Genomic DNA, 18,245 nt, shown 5'->3' on the forward strand with positions numbered 1-18,245 from the left:
TCTTTACTGCGAGACCAAGATTTCCAGATAGATGACGACCGCCGACAGCAATCCGAACAGCCCAATCAGCAGATAATCCGCGACGTGGTAAAGCTTCAGCGCCCGCCTGATGTCCAGGCTCTCCGCCTCGCGGCGGCCGCCTTCGCCCATGAACGCATCCTCGACGACAACGCCGCCGTAGGTACGCGGGCCGGCGAGCGCCAGGCCAAGCGCACCCGCCATCGCCGCTTCCGGCCAGCCGGCATTGGGCGAACGGTGTTTTTTCGCGTCGCGCCGTACCGCTTCCCAAGCATTGCGGGGATCGGCGCCGTCAACAAGAAAGGCAGCGGCAATGATCAGCAGTGCCGTCAGCCGCGAGGCCGGCAGGTTGATCCAGTCGTCGAAAAGTGCTGCCGCGCGGCCAAAAGCCTCGTGGCGCGGGGTGCGGTGACCGATCATCGAATCGGCGGTGTTGGCGGCCTTGTAGGCGACGCCGCCGGCCAGCCCGCAGACGCCGGTCCAGAAGGCGGGCGCGACAATGCCGTCGGAGAAATTCTCGGCCAGGCTTTCGATCGCGGCGCGGCTGACGCCGGCATGGTCGAGCTTTTCGGGATCGCGGCCGACAATGCGCGCAACCGCAATGCGGCCGAGCGCCAGCCCGCCGGTATCGAGCGCGTCGGCCACCGCTTCGACATGCTCGGTGAGGCTCTTTTGCGACAGCAGCGACGACGCCAGGATGGCGGTGATGATCATGCCGGCGGGAAAGAGCTGCCAGAGCAGGATTTGCACAATGAAGGCAATCGCCGCCGGCGCCAGCACAATGACCAGCAGGGCGTGCACGCCCCGGCGGCGACGCAATGCGTCGGAATCAGTGGCGCGGTTGAGCCTGAGGTCGAGAAAGGCTATCAGCCTGCCGAACCAGGTGACGGGATGGCCGGCGGCACGGAACAGCCAGTCCGGGTACCCCAGGATGCGTTCGATGGCCAGCGACAGGAAAGCGATCAGGACCGACATGAAGCTTTCTGATGGAGCGATTGCTGCGGTGGATCACGGTGGATCCCTTGGCCGGGCGAGCGCGCTCTTCCCTCACGCGCCACAGCCTTTCGTCGATCTTTCGACAGGTATCAATCCGCACTCCTACCCGCTTTTCGAGCTGCCCGCCACCGCCCTGTCACGATTGCCGGAGGCCGCGCGCCTGCGTGAACTGGCCAGGGTCGCGGCCGGCGCCTATGGCGCGCCTTCGGCCGAGAATGTGACGGTCGCCCCGGGCACGCAGATCCTGCTGCCGCGCGTCGCCTCGCTGGTCAGCCCCGGCAAGGCGCTGGTGCTCGGGCCGACCTATGCCGAGCATGCCAGGGCCGCCGCGATTGCCGGCCATGCGGTGGCGGAGGTCGACGATTTCGAGGCGCTTGCCGGAGCCGAAATTGCCATCGTCGTCAATCCCAACAATCCCGACGGGCGAGTCGTGTCGCGGGAAAGGCTGCTTCGGCTTGCCGAGACATTGCGCGCCATAGGCGGTCTGCTGGTCGTCGACGAAGCCTTCATGGATGTCGGCCCGCACGCGGAAAGCCTGGCCGGCGATGTCGGGCGGGGCGGCATCGTCGTGCTGCGCTCGTTTGGCAAGTTCTTCGGTCTCGCCGGCCTGCGGCTCGGCTTCGCACTTTCCGATGCGGTGACGGTCGAAAGGCTTGAAACGCAATTCGGCCCTTGGGCGGTCGCCGGCCCAGCGCTCGAATACGGCATCCGCGCGCTTGTCGACAGCGGCTGGCAGGCCGACATGCGGCGGCGGCTGGCGCAGGATGCGGCGCGGCTCGATGCGCTGCTTTCGCGCTTTGGCGTTGCTGTCGCCGGCGGCACGACGCTGTTCCGCTATCTTCAGATGCCGGACGCGGCCGGGCTGTTTTCGACGCTCGGTGAGCGCGGCATATTGCTCAGGCATTTTTCCGAGCGTCCTCAGGTGCTCCGCGCGGGGCTGCCTGGAAGTCAGGAGGAATGGCAGCGGCTTGAATCGGCGCTTGCCGACTGGGGCGCACGGCGCGACGATGGGTCGAAGGAGATCGCGCCATGATCCATATCTGTTCGCTGGCAAAGCTTGAGGAGACGGTGGCCAAAAGCGGCGCCGAGCGCGTGCTGTCGCTGCTCGCTGCCGGCACCGAGGTGACGCGGCCGGCCTCAATCGCGAGGGAAAACCACCTGCATCTGGTCATGCACGACATCGCGGTGGCGCAGGACGGCATGACCATGCCCGGCGAAGGCCATGTGCGCAATCTGCTCGATTTCGCCCGGAAATGGGACCGCGCCAAACCCATGGTCGTCCATTGCTATGCCGGCATCAGCCGCTCGACCGCCTCGGCCTATATCATTGCGGCGGCGCTCGCCCCGAAGCGCGACGAAGTCGAACTTGCGCAGACATTGCGGAAGCTTTCGCCCTCGGCGACACCCAATCCACGGTTGATCGTCGTCGCGGATGCTCTGCTCTCACGACAAGGCCGCATGATCGAAGCGATCGAAGCGATCGGGCGGGGCGCCGATGCTTTTGAGGGTACGCCTTTCGTGTTGAAGATCGACGGCTAAGGCGGCCCGCTATGCCAGCCAGTCGGCAAGCTTCGCCTTGCGCACATCCTTCAACAGGGTGATGAAGCCGTCGGCCTGATGCTCCGCCGTCAGTCGGCCTTTCTCGGCCGTGGCAATGCTGGCATCGCCGACCACGCCGTTGGGGTTGAGATCCCCAGCGATCCAGGCGAAAGCGTGCGTTCCGGTGTGGCGCAGCAGCGCAAATTCGGTTTCGGCGCGGGCGACCTTGGAGGCGAAATTGTCGGCCTTGGCCATGTCGACTAACTCCGGGCGAAAATGCAGCATCAACGAGGTCTCGACGTCGCCGCCATGGATGCCATGGCGGTCCTCAAGCTCGGTGTACATGCCGGCGGGGCGGCCGAAGCGCTGCCAGCTGGTCTTCACCGCCAGCATCCTCTCACGCACGCGCAGCTCGCGCGTGACGATGCCCATGATCTCTTCATTGCCGCCATGCGAGTTGACGACGATCAGTTTCCTTACGCCTGCGCGGGCAACGGACAGGCCAAGCTCGGTCCAGGTATCGACCAGGGTGGCCGCCGGCAGGGTGAGCGTGCCCGGCGCCTGCAGATGCTCGTTCGACTTGCCGACCGTTTGGACCGGCAGGATGCGGATGTCGAGATCGCCGGGCAGGCGGGCGATGACCGTCTCCAGCATGCCGTTCATGATCGAGGTATCGGTTGATACAGGCAGATGCGGGCCGTGCTGCTCGATCGCCGCCACCGGCAGCACGGCAATCGTCGCCTCCGGATCGATCGCGGCGTATTCGGTGGTCCGGTAGTCGCCCCACCACACGCGTCTGTTTGCAACGGTCATGTCATGCCTCTTGACTGTGAGGGAGACCTAGCGCGCCAAACGTCGCCTGTCGATCACCCAGCCGCAATCGCCTCGACCTCGACCTTGAACTCCGGCCGCGCAAAGCCTGACACGATCATCAGCGTCGAGGCGGGCGCGGGGCTGGCAAACAAGCGGTCGCGGACGTCCATATAGGGCCGCAGAAAGGCGCGGTCGGTGACGTAGGCGTTTATGCGCACGATGTCGCCTAGCCCCAGCCCGGCTTCAGCCAGAATCGCCGCTATGTTTTGAAAGCAGAGCTCGGCCTGCGCGCCGGCATCCTCGGGGATCTGGCCGTCCGCCGTGATGGCGACCTGGCCGGAGCACAGAACCAGCCGCTTGCCTGGCGGCACCTCGACGCCGTGGCTGTAGCGGGCGAAAGGCGGCTTGATCGACTTCGGCGCGAGGTATCTGAACATGGCAATCTCCTGTCTGCGAGACCAGCCTAAGACGTGACCGATAGTACGTTCAAGATGTGGTGCATGGCACAAGGGCGATTGTGGACAGGCGTCCAAAAAATAGGCACGATGCCTCCCGCACAGCATGACCCGTCCGGTGTTGGCAGTGACTGCCGCGCAAGCAGGCGGCCCGGGCGGTGGCATGTGTCTTGCTTCTTGGATCAATGGTGTCGAGCCCGGCGCGTGACGCTCCGGAGCCAACAAAGGGTGGTGTCGATGTACGGAAAACAGAAGATTTCAGCGCTTGCGGTCGCGCTGCTTGGAGCCGGCACGTTCGGCGCGGCAGCAAACGAGAAGGTCACCTTCGGCACCAACTGGCTGGCCGAGCCCGAGCATGGCGGCTACTACCAGGCCGTCGCCGACGGCACCTACGCTGCATGTGGCCTCGACGTGACGATTTCGCAGGGAGGTCCGCAGGTCAGCGGGCGGCCGCTGCTGCTGGCCGGCAAGCTCGATTTCTACATGGGCGGCAATCTGCTGTCGGCTTTCGACGCCGTCCAGCAGGGCATCCCGATGCGCGTCGTCGCCGCCGATTTCCAGAAGGACCCTCAAGTCATCATGTCCCACCCGGGGCAGGGGCTGGACAAGTGGGAGGATTTGAAGAACGCCGACCAGTACATTCTCGGCGACGAGGGCGTCCAGACCTTCTTCCAGTGGATGGTCATCGAACTCGGTTTCGATGCCGCCAAGCGCGTGCCCTACACCTACAACACCGCTCCATTCCTGGCCAACAAGAAGTCGATCCAGCAGGGTTACGTCACCTCGGAACCTTTTGCGGTCAAGAAGGAAGGCGGCTTCGTGCCCAACCAGTTCCTGCTCGCCGACTATGGCTGGGACACCTATTCGACGACGATCGAGGTGATGCAGGACACGATCGACAAGCGGCCGGAGGTGGTCCAGTGCTTCGTCGATGGCTCGGCCAAGGGCTGGTACAACTACCTCTACGGCGACAACAAGGCCGCCAACGAGATGATCAAGAAAGACAATCCCGACATGAGCGACGAGCAGATTGCCTTCTCGATCGAGCAGATGAAGAAGTTCGGCCTGGCCGATTCCGGCGACACCGAAAAGCTCGGCATCGGCGCCATGAACGAAGACCGGATCAAGAGCTTCTATGGCAAGATGGTCAAGGCCAAGGTCACGCCCGAGGGCATCGATATCAAGAAGGCCTATACGCTGGCCTTCATCAACAAAGGTGTCGGAATCGAGCTGAAGAAGTAATCGTGAAGCTGGAAAAGATGGCGCAGGCGCCCATGACGGCATCGGGTGAAGGCCCGATGCTGCTGACGCTGCGCCATGTCGGCAAGGTGTTTTCCAATGGCGTGACTGCATTGAGCGACGTCGATCTCGCCATCCGCGAGGGCGATTTTGTCAGCCTTCTCGGGCCGTCCGGCTGCGGCAAGTCAACGGCGTTGAGGCTGATCGCGGGCCTGTCGACGCCGACATCCGGTCAGCTCGACTGGGGCGGTTCGATCGACCGCGCCAATATCGGCTTCGTCTTCCAGGAACCGACGCTGCTGCCCTGGGCCGATGTCTTCGACAATGTCTGGCTGCCGCTCAGGCTGAAAGGCGTGTCGCGTGCCAAAGCGGCGCCGGTGGTGATGGAGATGCTGGAGCGGGTGCACCTGACCGGTTTCGAAAACGCCGTGCCGCGCGAACTTTCCGGCGGCATGAAGATGCGCGTCTCGATCGCACGCGCCATGGTGACGAAGCCGCGCATTCTGTTGATGGACGAGCCGTTCGCGGCACTCGACGAGATCACCCGCTTCAAGCTCAACAACGACCTTCTGGAGCTGTGGCAGGACGAGCGCTTCACCGTCGTCTTCGTCACCCACAGCGTCTTCGAAAGCGTGTTCCTGTCAAACCGCGTCGTCGTCATGGCGGCGCGGCCGGGCCGCGTCCATGCCGAGTTGGCAATCGATGCCGCCTATCCACGCGACGAGGTGTTCCGCACTTCGCCCGACTATGCCGCGCTCTGCCGCCAGGCCTCGGACATCCTGGTCAACGCCATCAACACATCAGCCGGACCGCAACCATGACGGCCATTGACCAGAATGCCGCAACGCTCGACGCGGAAGAGGCCGGCCGCGTACGCCAGGAGCGGCTGGAGCGGATCGGCCGGTGGGTCTTGCCGCTGGCGATCATGATCCTGGCGATCTGGCTGTGGGACCGCATCTGCGTGTGGAACGCGATCCCGCAATATATCCTGCCGCGCCCCGGCGTGGTGCTGTGGACGCTCTATAGCGATGCCGGGCTCCTGTTCTCCGCGCTGCTGGTCACGTTGCGCATAACCTTCCTCAGTCTGCTGCTTGCAGTGGTCGGCGGCGTCGGACTAGCGGTGCTGTTTGCGCAATCGAAATGGGTGGAGATGTCGTTCTTTCCCTTCGCCATCGTGCTGCAGGTAACGCCGATCGTGGCGGTCTTCCCGCTCATCAACATCTATGTGGACAACCAGACGGTGAAGCTTTTGCTTTGCGCCTGGATCGTCGCCTTCTTCCCGATCCTGTCCAACACCACGCTCGGCCTCAATTCGGTCGACCGCAATCTGCGCGACATGTTCAAGCTCAACGGCGCGACGCGCTGGCAGCAATTGCGCTATCTCAGACTGCCGGCGGCCATGCCGTATTTTCTAGGAGGCCTGAAGATCGCCGGCGGCCTGTCGCTGATCGGCGCCGTGGTGGCCGAGTTCGTCGCCGGCGCGCAGGGGCAGTCGTCGGGGCTGGCGTCGCGCATCATCGAGGCCGGCTACCGCCTCAACGCGCCAAGGCTGTTCGCGGCGCTGATCCTGATCTCGCTTACCGGCATCTTGATCTTCCTGGTGCTGTCGCTGGTGTCGCATCTCATCCTGCGCCGCTGGCACGAGAGCGCGCTGAAGCAGGAGCGGTAGGGGGTTGGGTGACGTGATTGAGATGCTGGCGCGAAACACCCCCCTCTGGCCTGCCGGCCATCTCCCCCTCAAGGGGGGAGATTGGACGTCATCCGGGATTTCGCCAATTATCGACGTTGGAAGACGGGTGCTGTCGGAAAAGCTGCCAATCTCCCCCCTTGAGGGGGAGATGCCCGGCAGGGCAGAGGGGGGCGGTCCTTGATACCGACCTCTGGCTCGTACCATCTCACAAACGTCCGCCTTCACCGGTCGCTGACATCAGGCCTTGCCGCGACTTACGACAGCGACGGCTTCGCCCTGGCCGACATAACGGTCGCCGATGGCAAGATCTCAGCCATCGCCGCGCACAAGAAATCAAAAGCGCCAGCCACCGCCATCGACCTTGCCGGCCGCATCATCCTGCCGTGTTTCGTCGATTGCCACACTCATATCGACAAGGGCCATATCTGGCCGCGCAAACCCAATCCCGACGGCAGTTTCATCGGCGCGCTCAACGCCACCGGCGCCGACCGTGCAGCGCGCTGGAGCGCCGAGGACGTGGCGCGGCGCATGGATTTCTCTTTGTGCTCGGCCTACGCGCACGGCACCAAGGCCTTGCGCACTCATCTCGACAGCGTGCCGCCGCAGGAGGAGATCTCCTGGCCGGTGTTCGAGGCGATGCGAGAGAAATGGCGCGGCCGCATCGAGCTGCAGGCGGCCTGCCTGCTCGGCATCGAAGGCGTGCGCGACAGAAAGTGGTTCGAGAGGTTGGCCAAGCGTGTGGCTGCGGCCAAGGGCGTGCTCGGCGTCGTCACCTATATGGTGCCGGATCTCGAAGAGCTTCTCGACAAGGTGTTCGCCGAGGCGAACAAGCACGGGCTCGATCTCGATTTCCACGCCGACGAGACCGACGATATCGCGGCGATCTCGCTGAAGAAGATCGCCGAGGCCGCACTCTGGAACGGTTTTGAGGGCAACATACTGGTGGGACATTGCTGCTCGCTGGCGCGCCAGCCGGACCTCGACGTGCTCGACACGCTGGACAAGGTCGCCAAGGCCAAACTTGCCGTGGTGTCGCTGCCGATGTGCAATCTCTATCTGCAGGACCGGCGCGCCGACCAGACCACGCCACGCAGGCGCGGCGTGACCTTGCTGCACGAGATGAAGGCGAGGGGCATTGCGGTCGCGGTCGCCTCCGACAACACCCGCGATCCTTTCTATGCCTATGGCGATCTCGACATGCTGGAGGTCTACCGCATGGCGACGCGCATCCTGCATTTCGACCATCCGGTCGGCGACTGGCCGCAGACGGTGGCGGCGACGCCGGCCAAGGTGATGCGGCTCGACGGTGTTGGGACACTGGCAGCCGGTGGCAGCGCCGATTTCATCGTCTTCAAAGGGCGGAGCTGGACGGAATTGCTGTCGCGGCCCGAATCGGATCGCATCGTCGTGCGCGCGGGGCGAGCGATCGACAGGCAATTGCCCGACTATGCCGAGCTCGACGAACTGATGGTGGAATGATGGATGTTTCGGCGCTCAAACGCGATCTCGACGGGATAAAGCTCGACGACAATCCGGCCATCGTCCAGCAGAAGAGCCGCGACTTCTACTGGTACAGCCCGGTGCTGAAGCAGCAGCTCGACCACGTCACCGGCGACCTGATCGTGACGCCCAGGAACGAGGCCGAACTGATCCGCGTGCTTGCCGCTTGCCACCGTCATGGCGTTCCGGTGACGCCGCGCGGCAGCGGCACCGGCAATTACGGTCAGGCGATGCCGCTATCGGGCGGCGTGGTTTTGAACCTTGCCGAGATGAACGAGATCAAGGCCATAGCGCCGGGCCGCGTCGTCACCGGGCCGGGCGCGATCCTCGCCGACATCGACAGAGCGACGCGCGCGCATTCCGGGCAGGAACTGCGGCTGTCGCCGTCGACCTACAACACCGCCTCGATCGGCGGCTTCATCGCCGGCGGCTCGGGCGGCGTTGGCTCGATCAATTTCGGCGGTCTGCGTGATTTCGGCAATGTGCTGCGCCTGCGCGTCGTCACTATGGAGGCGAAGCCGAAGGCGCTCGAACTCGCCGGCGAGGACCTGCACAAGGTCACCCACGCCTATGGCACCAACGGCATCATCACCGAGGTCGAGATGCCGCTGACTGCAGCCTATGAATGGATCGACGTGATCGTCGGCTTCGACGCTTTCATGCCGGCAGCCCGCTACGGCAACGCGCTGGCACGCCAGGACGGCATCCTGACCAAGCTGATCACGCCGATCGCCGCGCCCGTGCCGCAGCTCTATTTCAAGCGCCACCAGAAGTTCTTCCGGGACGGGCAAAGCATCTGCGTCGTCATGGTTGCCCGGCATGGGCTAGACGCGTTCCTCGCCTTCACCCGCCGCGCCGGCGGCGAAGTCATCTTCAATGCGGCGACGGCAACGGACGAAGAGAAAAAGGGCCTGCCGCCGGGCTTCGAACTGGCGTGGAACCACACCACGCTCAGGGCACTGCGGGTCGATCCCGCGATCACCTATCTGCAATCGCTCTATCCGTTTCCCAACCAGCTGGCGCTGGTGGAGAAGATGGACGCGATGTTTCCGAACGAGGTCTTTTCGCATCTCGAATTCGTGCGCCTCGACGGCAACATCACCTGCTTCGGCCTGCCGCTGGTGAAATTCACCACCGAGGCGCGGCTCAACGAAATCATCCGGCTGCATGAGGAGAACGGCTGCCCGATCTTCAACCCGCACCGCTACACGCTGGAAGAGGGCGGCATGAAGCAGACGGATGAAATCCAGCTCGCCTTCAAGCGCGAGACCGATCCGCAAGGCCTGCTCAATCCCGGCAAGATGATCGCCTGGGAAAATCCGGATTACGACTATCGCTCGGGCCGGACTTTTTTGTTCAAGGGTTTGCAGAAAGCAGAATGAGCAGAGGTTTGAGCTTGAGCACCCCCCTCTGTCCTGCCGGCACAGGCCCTACGCTGCCGCTTCGGGCGTTCGTCGTTTGGAAAGCCAAGCAATTGGCTTCCCATCGGCTTCGCCGACCACTTCTCACCCCCCGCAAGGGGGGAGATTGGCAGCCTGAACGCCGCGGCCAATCTGACACGCTGACAATTAGTGAAAGCGATGCGGCAGTCCGATCTCCCCCCTTGCGGGGGAGATGCCCGGCAGGGCAGAGGGGGGTGCCTCGCGCCCACCTCGCAAGCATTTCCCCATGAAAGTCCTCGTCCTCTACGCACACCCGGTGGAGACCAGCTTCAATGCAGGCCTGCACCGCACGATCGTCGAGCGGCTGACGGCCGCCGGCCATGAGGTCGACGATTGCGATCTCTATGCAGAGGATTTCGACCCCAGGCTGACGCGCGGGGAGAGGCTGGATTATCATAACCAACGCAGCCCTGCGGACCCGGCCGCGCCCTATGTCGAGCGGCTGCTCAAGGCCGAGGCGCTGGTGCTGTCATATCCCGTCTGGAACTACGGCTTCCCGGCCATCCTGAAAGGCTTTTTCGACCGCGTGTTTCTGCCCGGCGTGTCGTTCAAATTGGTCGACGGCAAGGCGCAGCCTTCGCTCCACAACATCCGCAAGCTGACCGCCGTCACCACCTATGGCGGCAGCCGCTTCCGCGCCATGCTGATGGGCGATCCGCCACGCAGATTGGTCAAGCGGATGCTGCGCGCGACGATCAGGCCCGGCGCCTCGGTGTCCTACCTCGCTCATTATTCGATGAACCTGTCGACCGACGAGACGCGGGCAGCCTTCATGGCCAAGGTCGCGGCCGGGATGGATGAATTCTGATGCGCGTGCTGGTGGTCTATTGCCATCCGGTGCCCGAAAGCTTTTGCGCCGCCATCAGAGATGCCGCAGTCGATGTGCTGAAGGCACGCGGCTGGGAGGTGCGGCTGCTCGACCTCTATGCGGAGAAATTCGATCCGGTGATGGGCTGCGAAGAGCGACGCGCCTACAATGAGCGGGCGCCGGAGGATCCGGCCCTAAAACCGCATTTCGAGCATCTCGCCTGGGCTGAGGCGATCCTGTTCATCTATCCGACCTGGTGGTACGGGCTGCCGGCCATGCTGAAGGGCTGGCTCGACCGGGTCTGGGCGACCGATGTCGCCTTCAAGCTGGGCAAGGGGCGCATCACGTCGCTGATGACACATGTCACCAGGGTCGGCGTCATTACCACCTGCGGCGCGCCGACCTGGTGGAGCGTCGTCGTCGGCCAGCCCGGCCGCAAGACCTTGCTGCGCGGTATGCGCGCGCTGTGCGCCCGCCGCTGCCGGACGTTTTTCCTGGCGCACTACCTGATGGACGCCTCGACGCCAAGGACGAGGGCGGCGTTTCTGGTGAAAGTGCGGGCGAAGCTGGAGCGGTTTTGAGCTTCTTCACCCTCGCCCTTGTGGGGAGGGTCGCGCAGCAAATGCCGCAAGGCGGCATTTGCGAAGCGGGGTGGGGGGTCTCGTAGGGCGCACCCCCACCCCGGCTCGCAATCGCCGCTTCGCTCCGACTGCGAGCCGACCCTCCCGACAAGGGGGAGGGTAAAAAGGTGCTACATCCTCGTCCGTTCCGCCTTGGGATCGTACATCGGCTTCAGCGATGCTTCCGCCGCAAAACGCTCGCCGGCGATCTCGATCTCGTAGGACGAGGCCAGCACATCCGCCTCGCTCTCGCCCTGGCAGGGCACATAGCCCAGTCCGATCGCGCCGCCGAGATGGTGGCCGTAATTCCCCGATGTGATCGGGCCGACGATCTTGCCGTCGCGCAGGATCGCCTCGTTGTGGAAGAGCAGGGGTTCAGGGTCTTTCAAACGGAACTGCACCAGCCGGCGCGACAGGCCGGCTTCTTTTCTCTTCAGCACCGCATCGCGGCCGATGAACTCGCCCTTGGCGGTTTTGACCGCAAAGCCGAGGCCGGCCTCCAGCACATTGTCCTCGTCGGTGATGTCGTGGCCGAAATGCCGAAACGCCTTTTCGAGGCGACAGGAATCCAGCGTGTGCAGGCCGCAAAGTTTCAGGCCGACATCGCCGCCGGCCTCGTCGATCGCCTCGAAGACATGAGCCGCCTGGTCGGTCGAGACATAAAGTTCCCAGCCGAGTTCGCCGACATAGGTGACGCGGTGGGCACGGGCGAGGCCCATGCCGATCTCGATCTCCTGGAAGGTGCCGAATGGATTGTTGTCGTTGGAGAAATCGTTGGGGCTGACTTTCTGGATCAGCTTTCGCGCATCCGGACCCATCAGGCAGAGCACGGCCTCAGCTGCCGTGACATCGGTGATGACTACGAATTCATCCCCGACATGCCGGCGCAGCCAGGCGAGGTCGCGTTGCAGCGTCGCGCCCGGCACGACGAGGAAGTAGGCGGTCTCAGATAGCCGCGACACCGTGAGGTCGCTTTCGATACCGCCGCGCTGGTTGAGCATCTGGGTGTAGACGATCTTGCCCGGCGCCACGTCCATATCGTTGGCGCACAGCCTTTGCAGGAAGGCACAGGCGTCGCGGCCTTCGACACGGATCTTGCCGAACGAGGTCATGTCGAACAGGCCGACCTTGTTGCGGACCGCCAGGTGCTCCTCGCGCTGGTTGTCGAACCAGTTCTGCCGCTTCCAGGAATAGCGGTATTCGCGCTCCTGCCCCTCTCGCGCAAACCAGTTGGCGCGCTCCCAGCCGGCGACTTCGCCGAACACGGCGCCGCGCGCCTTCAGGTGTTCGTGCAGGGGCGAGCGCCTGACATTTCTGGACGTTGCCATCTGCCGGTAGGGGAAGTGATCCGCATAGAGCAGGCCGAGTGTTTCGGAGACACGCTCCTTGAGATACCTACGGTTCTTCTGGAATGGCTGGGCGCGGCGGATGTCGACTTCCCAGAGGTCGAAGGGCGCTTCGCCGTCATTGATCCACTGCGCCAGCGCCATGCCGGCGCCGCCGGACGAGACGATGCCGATGGAATTGTAGCCGGTCGCCATCCAGTAGCCCGACAGCTCCGGCGCTTCGCCGAGATAGTAGCGGTCGTCGGGGGTAAAGCTTTCGGGGCCGTTGAAGAAGGTGTGAATGCCGGCGGTTGCCAGCATCGGCATGCGATTGACGCCCATTTCGAGGATCGGCTCGAAATGCTCCATGTCCTCGGGAAGCTGGTCGAAGCAGAAATCCTCGCGGATGCCGTCCATGCCCCAGGGCTTGGCCACAGGCTCGAAAGCGCCGAGCATCATCTTGCCGGCATCTTCCTTGTAGTAGGCGCATTCATCGGGAACGCGCAGCACCGGTAGACGACCGAGCCCGGGGATCGGCTCGGTGACGAGATAAAAATGTTCGCAGGCATGCAGCGGGATGGTGACGCCGTTCTGGGCGCCGAGCTCGCGCGCCCACATGCCGGCGCAGTTGACGACGATGTCGGCCTCGATCGTTCCCTGATCCTCGCCTTGCGCCCACGACACACCGGTGACGCGACCGGCCTTGGTATGGACCTTGGTGACCTTCACATTCTCGACGATGGCGGCGCCACGCTGGCGGGCACCCTTGGCCAGCGCCATGGCGATGTTGGCGGGATCGCACTGGCCGTCGAGCGGCAGATGCACGGCGCCGACCACGTCGGACACGTTGAGATGCGGGTACATTGCCTTGACTTCGTTCGGCGAAATCTCGCGCACATCGACATCGAAGGCGCGGGCGAGCGAGGCCTGCCGGTAAATCTCGTGCTTGCGCTCCTCGGTCAGCGCCACGGTGATCGAGCCGACCTGGCGCATGCCGGTGCCGACTTCCGTTTCGGCTTCCAGCTTGACGTAGAGGTCGGCCGAATATTTCGCCAGCCGCGTCATGTTCTGCGAGCCGCGCAGCTGGCCGATCAGGCCGGCGGCGTGCCAGGTCGTACCCGAGGTCAGCTGCTTGCGTTCGAGCAGCACGATGTCGGTCCAGCCGAGCTTGGCCAGGTGGTAGGCGACCGAACAGCCGGAGACACCGCCGCCGATAATAACCGCGCGGGCCTTGGTGGGAATGCTTCTGGTCATGCGGCCTCGCGGCGATAGCCGGATGCGAAGCGGCGCAGGCGTTTTGCGGCTTCCTGAAGCACCGGCTCCGGTTGGCAGAGGCTGATGCGGATGTGGCCGGCAGCGGCCTTGCCGAAGCTGGAACCCGGCATGACGCCGACACTCTCCTGGTCGAGAAAGGCCCAGGCGAATTTCTCGTCGTCGGGCTCGACGGCTGAGATGTCGAGCATGACATACATGCCGCCCTCGGAGCCGTGCACGCTGATATTGTTCATGCCGCGCACGGCGTCGAGCAGGACGGTGCGGCGCGCCGCATAGCGTTCGGCGATCTCTTTCACGCCATAGCGGTTCTCCAGCGCCTCGGCGCAGGCGATCGAGATGAAGGCCGGCAGGCCGTAGGTCGTCACCAGATTGAGATTGGTCAACAGCGTGATCATCTGCGCCGGGCCAGTCAGCCAGCCCATGCGCCAGCCGGTCATGCCATGGCTCTTGGACATCGAATTGATGACCAGCGTGCGCTCGGCCATGCCGGGCAGGCCGCGCGGCGAGATGTGCTCGCCGCCGCCGAGCGTCCAGTAGACCTCGTCCGACAGCAGCCAGAGATCGTGCTCGCGGCAGATCTCGGCCAGCTCTTCCAGACGCTCACGCGAATAGACGGCGCCGGTCGGGTTGTTCGGCGTGTTGATCAAAATGGCGCGCGTGTTGGGCTTGAGCGCCGCGCGGATCATCTCGGCGTGCGGCTGGAAACCGTCTCCGGCCGGCGTCTCGACGACGGTGAAGCTGGCGCCGGCGGCGCTGAAGGTGTTGGGATAAGTCGCGTAGTAGGGCGCCACCACGATGGCGTGGTCGCCCTGGTCGAGAACGGCCTGCACCGCCGCGTAAAGGGCGGCCTGACCGCCCGGCGTGGCGATGACTTGGTCAGGCGCCGTCTCGACCCCGGTGCAAGCGGTCGAGGCCGCCGCCATCGCCCTGCGCAGGCGCGGAACGCCGGACAGCGGGGTGTAGTGATGGTTGCTGCCGCGAACCGCCGTCACGCAGGCTTCGATCGTCTGGCTCGGCGTATCGAAATCATGGTCGCCGACCGACAGCATGATGATGTCCTGGCCGGCCTCCTTGCGGGCCCATGCCTCGGTGTGGACCTCCCAGCCATCTTTGCCCGAAGGCACGATGCCGGAAATGCGCGATGAGGGTCTGGGCATCAGGATACTCCCGAGATTTCGTGGCCGGCCTGTTCGAGCTGATCGCGCAACGCGGCGATGTGGGCAGGGCCGACTTCGCAGCAGCCGCCGACGATGGTGGCGCCAGCGGCGACCCAGCCGAGCGCCTGGTCGGCATAGGCATCCGGATCAAGGTCGTGGCGTGCGTGCAGCACTTCGACCGTTCCGCCATGCTTGAGCGCTTCGACAGAGGTGAAGCCATTGGCATAGGCGCCGACCGGGCCGCCGAGGGCAATCAATTCGGGCAGTGCCGCGACGATAGTTTCTGGCCGGCAGCAATTCACCAGGCGCGCTGCAACCGTCAGGCCGTCGAGGGCGTCCGCCGCTGCCGCTATTGTTTCGCCGCTGCGCAGCCGCGCCGCGCCGTGATCGGCGAGCGTCCAAGATACCCAGACAGGTTTGCCGCTTTCCGACGCAGCGGTAACGGCCGCACGGCCTTCCTCGGCTGAGGCCATGGTCTCGCACAGGAACAGGTCGACGCCATCGGCCTGCTCTGCGACGATGCGGCGATAGATGTCCAGCGTCTCCTGGAACGATATGGTCAGCGCCGGCGCATAGCTGCCGAACAGCGGTGACAGGCAGCCGGCGATCGCTGCATCGCCTGCCTCGTCGCGTGCCTGTCTTGCCAATTCGATGCCGCGCTTCTGCAAGGGCTTGAAGAGGTCTTCTGCTCCTTCCCGCGCGAGCCGCTCCGGCGTTGCCGAATAGGTGTTGATGGTGATGACGCGAGCGCCGGCCCGGATGAATTCGGCATGCAGGTCACGCACCAGATCCGGCTCGTCGATCAGCACCCTGGCCGACCAGAGCGGCGTCGGCTCGGAGCTGCTGCGGCGGACCAGTTCCTGGCCCATGCCGCCATCGGTGAGAATGACTTTCTTCATGCTCTCAGTCTTTCGTTTTTCGGATCCCACAGCGGCTCGTCTTTCTGCACGACTGCCTTGAAACGATCGCCAAAAATTTCAATCTCGATCGCGGTATCGGGTTCAGCCAGGTCGGCGCGCAGCATGCCGAGCGCGATCGATTTGTCGATGCGATGCCCCCAGCCGCCGGACGTCGTCTCGCCGACGATCTTGCCGTCATGCCAGAGCGTCGACACGGACGGCGCGTCGCAATCGCCTGGGTTTTCGACCACCAGCGTGACGAAGCGCTTCTTCACGCCTTGCTGCTTTTCGTTCTGCAGGGCTGCCTTGCCGCGGAAGTCGGGCTTGTCCCATTTGACGAAGCGCTCGAGCCCGCCCTGCAGGACCGTATAGTCGGTCGACAGGTCGCCCTTCCAGGTCCGGTAGCCCTTTTCGAGGCGCAGCGAATCCAGCGCATACATGCCGAACGGTTTCAGACCGTGTTTTTGTCCCGCCGTCCAGACGTCGTCGAAGATGGCGGCGGTGTCTCCCACCTTGGTGTGGATTTCCCAGCCGAGTTCGCCGGCGAAGGATACCCGCACCAGCTTCGCCCAGCGGCCGGCGATGGTGGTTTCCTGATGCGTCAGCCAGGGCAGCGAGAGATCCGCGCCACAGACCTCGGCCAGGATCTTGCGCGAACTGGGGCCGGCGAGGATTTGCGTCGAATAGTCTTCGGTTCGGTCAGTGAGGGTGAAAGCCGCGTCCTTCGGCAGGCGCGACTTCAGCCATTCGAAATCGTGCCACTGCGCTACCGCCGCGGTGATCAGCGTCATCTGCTCTTCGCCATGGCGCACCACCGACATCTCGGTGACGATGCGGCCCTTGTCGTCGGCGAAATAGGCGAGGCCGATGCGGCCGGGCTTGGGCACCAGGCCGGTGACCTGCAGCGCCAGCCATTCGGCTGCGCCAGGACCTTCGAGGTTGAAGCGCGAGAAGCCGGGCAGGTCCAGAATGCCGGCGGCGTCGCGCACCGCCAGGCATTCTTCGCGCACGCGGTGCTGCCACGGCCCGTCGCGGCGGAAGGTGAGTGTTGCTTCTTCCGACGTGTCGTCACCGGGTTGCGCATACCAGGTGGCACGCTCCCAGCCATTATAGGCGTCGAACTGGGCGCCGAGCGCCTTGATGCGATCGTGAATCGGCGACAGCTTGCGGTCGCGCCCGGCCGGCCAGGCATGGCGCGGGAACTGGATGGCGTATTCGTTGCCGTAGATCTCCATGCCCTTGGCGACGCTATAGTCGGGGGCGGCCGCAAAGCTGGTGAAACGGCGCGGATCGCAAGACCACATGTCCCATTCGGTCTGGCCCTGCGTAACCCATTCGGCCAGCACCTTGCCGGCGCCGCCGCCCTGGGCGATGCCGAAGGTGAAGACACAGGCCTCGAACGCGTTGGGAACGCCGGGCATCGGACCGATCAGCGGATTGCCGTCCGGCGCGTAAGGGATCGGCCCGTTGATCACCTTGGACAGGCCGGCAGTGCCCAGGATCGGCACGCGGGCGACGGCATCGGCAAGGTAGTGCTCGAGACGGTCGAGATCGTCGGGGAATAGCTGGAAGGAAAAATCCTCCGGCATCGGGTCGTTGTGGGTCGCCCAATGCGCGCGGCAATTGCGCTCATAGGGGCCGAGATTCATGCCGTTCTTTTCCTGGCGCAGATAGTAGGAGGTGTCGACGTCGCGCAGCAGCGGCAGTTTCTTGCCCTGCTCCTTCGACCAGGCCACCAGTTCGGGGATTTCCTCGAACAAGATGTACTGATGGCTCATCACCATCATCGGGACGTCGCGGCCGAACATTTTGCCGACTTCCGCGGCTCGGTAGCCGGCGGCGTTGACGACGATCTCGCAACGGATCTCGCCTTGCGGCGTCTCGACAACCCATTCGTCGTTCTCGCGGCGCACGCCCGTGGTTGGGCAGAAGCGGATGATCTTTGCCCCCATGTCGCGCGCACCCTTGGCAAGTGCCTGCGTCAGCTGCGCGGGGTCGATGTCGCCGTCGTTCGGATCGTAGAGCGCGCCTTTCAATTCATGCGTCTCGATGAAGGGATAGCGGCGCTTGATCTCGTCGGGGCCGACGATGTCGATGTCCATGCCCTGGTAGCGGCCCATGCCCTTGGCGCGCTGGAACTCCTGCATGCGCTCCTTCGTGTGGGCGAGGCGGAGCGAGCCGGTAACGTGGTAGTTCATGGGATAGTCGACGGCATCAGCCAAGCCGCGATAGAGCTCGGTCGAATAGCGCTGCATGTTCATCAGCGACCAGGACGACGAGAAGGTCGGCACATTGCCGGCGGCATGCCAGGTCGAGCCCGATGTCAGCTCGTTCTTTTCAAGCAGCACGCAATCGGTCCAGCCCGCCTTGCAAAGGTGGTAGAGCGAGGAGGTGCCGACGACACCGCCTCCGATGATCACCACGCGTGCCGTGGTCGGCAAACCGGCCATATTCTTCTCCCAAACCTGA

15 protein-coding genes and 1 pseudogene are annotated in these 18,245 nt (G+C 64.2%); 9 read left to right on the top strand and 7 right to left on the bottom strand.

The genetic code is table 11. The features are described from left to right. Nucleotides 1–3 precede the first annotated feature (3 nt). Nucleotides 4–993, bottom strand: coding sequence for an adenosylcobinamide-phosphate synthase CbiB (gene cbiB / locus NKJ58_RS23690; protein WP_023710809.1), 990 nt, complete (start codon nt 991–993; stop codon nt 4–6). On the opposite strand from cbiB, the gene cobD reads away from it, so the two are divergent. Beyond that, the gene (gene cobD, locus NKJ58_RS23695) at nt 992–2,047 is read left to right on the top strand and encodes a threonine-phosphate decarboxylase CobD (protein WP_352853968.1); all 1,056 of its coding nucleotides are present in this window, start codon (nt 992–994) and stop codon (nt 2,045–2,047) included. The two genes, cbiB and cobD, sit on opposite strands and share 2 nt — an antisense overlap. Further along, nucleotides 2,044–2,553 (top strand): tyrosine phosphatase family protein, encoded by a 510-nt coding sequence (locus tag NKJ58_RS23700; protein ID WP_352853932.1) that lies wholly within the window; start codon nt 2,044–2,046, stop codon nt 2,551–2,553. Before cobD ends, NKJ58_RS23700 begins: the two co-directional genes overlap by 4 nt. Before the next feature lie 9 nt (nt 2,554–2,562). Here NKJ58_RS23700 and NKJ58_RS23705 read toward each other — a convergent pair whose 3' ends face one another. After that, complete coding sequence (locus NKJ58_RS23705) at nt 2,563–3,366, bottom strand: creatininase family protein (protein ID WP_023805479.1); 804 nt, start codon at nt 3,364–3,366, stop codon at nt 2,563–2,565. Between the two features lie 53 nt (nt 3,367–3,419). Next, nucleotides 3,420–3,803 carry a RidA family protein gene (locus NKJ58_RS23710; protein ID WP_023731928.1) on the bottom strand — a complete coding sequence of 128 codons (384 nt, stop codon included), beginning with the start codon at nt 3,801–3,803 and terminating at the stop codon, nt 3,420–3,422. 255 nt (nt 3,804–4,058) lie between these two features. Between NKJ58_RS23710 and NKJ58_RS23715 the strand changes: the two genes are divergently transcribed. From NKJ58_RS23715 to NKJ58_RS23745, 7 genes and pseudogenes are all read left to right on the top strand, one after another. After that, nucleotides 4,059–5,063 (top strand): ABC transporter substrate-binding protein, encoded by a 1,005-nt coding sequence (locus NKJ58_RS23715; RefSeq protein WP_352853934.1) that lies wholly within the window; start codon nt 4,059–4,061, stop codon nt 5,061–5,063. 2 nt (nt 5,064–5,065) lie between these two features. Beyond that, nucleotides 5,066–5,891: pseudogene (locus NKJ58_RS23720) on the top strand (ABC transporter ATP-binding protein). After that, complete coding sequence (locus tag NKJ58_RS23725; protein WP_023670772.1) at nt 5,878–6,729, top strand: ABC transporter permease; 852 nt, start codon at nt 5,878–5,880, stop codon at nt 6,727–6,729. Before NKJ58_RS23720 ends, NKJ58_RS23725 begins: the two are co-directional and overlap by 14 nt. A 198-nt stretch (nt 6,730–6,927) precedes the next feature. Next, entirely contained in the window at nt 6,928–8,229 is a 1,302-nt protein-coding gene (locus tag NKJ58_RS23730) for a cytosine deaminase (RefSeq protein WP_352853937.1), read from the top strand. After that, a complete protein-coding gene (locus tag NKJ58_RS23735) occupies nt 8,229–9,632 on the top strand; it encodes an FAD-binding oxidoreductase (RefSeq protein WP_352853970.1) in 1,404 nt (467 codons plus the stop codon). Before NKJ58_RS23730 ends, NKJ58_RS23735 begins: the two co-directional genes overlap by 1 nt. Nucleotides 9,633–9,918: 286 nt before the next feature. Next, entirely contained in the window at nt 9,919–10,500 is a 582-nt protein-coding gene (locus NKJ58_RS23740; RefSeq protein ID WP_023700354.1) for an NAD(P)H-dependent oxidoreductase, read from the top strand. Then, on the top strand, nt 10,500–11,081 hold the full coding sequence (locus NKJ58_RS23745; protein ID WP_023690990.1) for an NAD(P)H-dependent oxidoreductase: 582 nt from the start codon (nt 10,500–10,502) through the stop codon (nt 11,079–11,081). The genes NKJ58_RS23740 and NKJ58_RS23745 overlap by 1 nt, the downstream gene beginning before the upstream one ends. A gap of 170 nt (nt 11,082–11,251) precedes the next feature. Here the strand turns inward: NKJ58_RS23745 and NKJ58_RS23750 are convergent, their stop codons facing one another. From NKJ58_RS23750 to NKJ58_RS23765, 4 genes are read right to left on the bottom strand one after another with little or no spacing between them, the layout of a single operon-like run. Continuing rightward, nucleotides 11,252–13,699: a GcvT family protein gene (locus NKJ58_RS23750; RefSeq protein WP_352519656.1), complete on the bottom strand. Its 2,448-nt coding sequence runs from the start codon at nt 13,697–13,699 to the stop codon at nt 11,252–11,254. Beyond that, nucleotides 13,696–14,877, bottom strand: coding sequence for a pyridoxal phosphate-dependent aminotransferase (locus NKJ58_RS23755; RefSeq protein ID WP_352519657.1), 1,182 nt, complete (start codon nt 14,875–14,877; stop codon nt 13,696–13,698). Before NKJ58_RS23755 ends, NKJ58_RS23750 begins: the two co-directional genes overlap by 4 nt. Continuing rightward, a complete protein-coding gene (locus NKJ58_RS23760; protein ID WP_023698308.1) occupies nt 14,877–15,776 on the bottom strand; it encodes a homocysteine S-methyltransferase family protein in 900 nt (299 codons plus the stop codon). The genes NKJ58_RS23755 and NKJ58_RS23760 overlap by 1 nt, the downstream gene beginning before the upstream one ends. Further along, nucleotides 15,773–18,226, bottom strand: a complete 2,454-nt coding sequence (locus NKJ58_RS23765; protein ID WP_352519658.1) for a GcvT family protein — start codon at nt 18,224–18,226, stop codon at nt 15,773–15,775. The genes NKJ58_RS23760 and NKJ58_RS23765 overlap by 4 nt, the downstream gene beginning before the upstream one ends. Between the last annotated feature and the right edge of the window lie 19 nt (nt 18,227–18,245).

Source organism: Mesorhizobium sp. M0139 (assembly GCF_040322455.1).
In the GTDB taxonomy this organism is placed as follows: Bacteria; Pseudomonadota; Alphaproteobacteria; order Rhizobiales; family Rhizobiaceae; genus Mesorhizobium.

Coding starts and splice junctions, on each gene's coding strand:
- NKJ58_RS23740 (WP_023700354.1), top strand. CDS start 9,919: ATGAAAGTCCTCGTCCTCTACGCACACCCGGTGGAGACCAGCTTCAAT.
- NKJ58_RS23735 (WP_352853970.1), top strand. CDS start 8,229: ATGGATGTTTCGGCGCTCAAACGCGATCTCGACGGGATAAAGCTCGAC.
- cobD (WP_352853968.1), top strand. CDS start 992: ATGAAGCTTTCTGATGGAGCGATTGCTGCGGTGGATCACGGTGGATCC.
- NKJ58_RS23710 (WP_023731928.1), bottom strand. CDS start 3,803: ATGTTCAGATACCTCGCGCCGAAGTCGATCAAGCCGCCTTTCGCCCGC.
- NKJ58_RS23745 (WP_023690990.1), top strand. CDS start 10,500: ATGCGCGTGCTGGTGGTCTATTGCCATCCGGTGCCCGAAAGCTTTTGC.
- NKJ58_RS23700 (WP_352853932.1), top strand. CDS start 2,044: ATGATCCATATCTGTTCGCTGGCAAAGCTTGAGGAGACGGTGGCCAAA.
- NKJ58_RS23715 (WP_352853934.1), top strand. CDS start 4,059: ATGTACGGAAAACAGAAGATTTCAGCGCTTGCGGTCGCGCTGCTTGGA.
- NKJ58_RS23705 (WP_023805479.1), bottom strand. CDS start 3,366: ATGACCGTTGCAAACAGACGCGTGTGGTGGGGCGACTACCGGACCACC.
- NKJ58_RS23755 (WP_352519657.1), bottom strand. CDS start 14,877: ATGCCCAGACCCTCATCGCGCATTTCCGGCATCGTGCCTTCGGGCAAA.
- NKJ58_RS23760 (WP_023698308.1), bottom strand. CDS start 15,776: ATGAAGAAAGTCATTCTCACCGATGGCGGCATGGGCCAGGAACTGGTC.
- NKJ58_RS23765 (WP_352519658.1), bottom strand. CDS start 18,226: ATGGCCGGTTTGCCGACCACGGCACGCGTGGTGATCATCGGAGGCGGT.
- NKJ58_RS23750 (WP_352519656.1), bottom strand. CDS start 13,699: ATGACCAGAAGCATTCCCACCAAGGCCCGCGCGGTTATTATCGGCGGC.
- NKJ58_RS23725 (WP_023670772.1), top strand. CDS start 5,878: ATGACGGCCATTGACCAGAATGCCGCAACGCTCGACGCGGAAGAGGCC.
- cbiB (WP_023710809.1), bottom strand. CDS start 993: ATGTCGGTCCTGATCGCTTTCCTGTCGCTGGCCATCGAACGCATCCTG.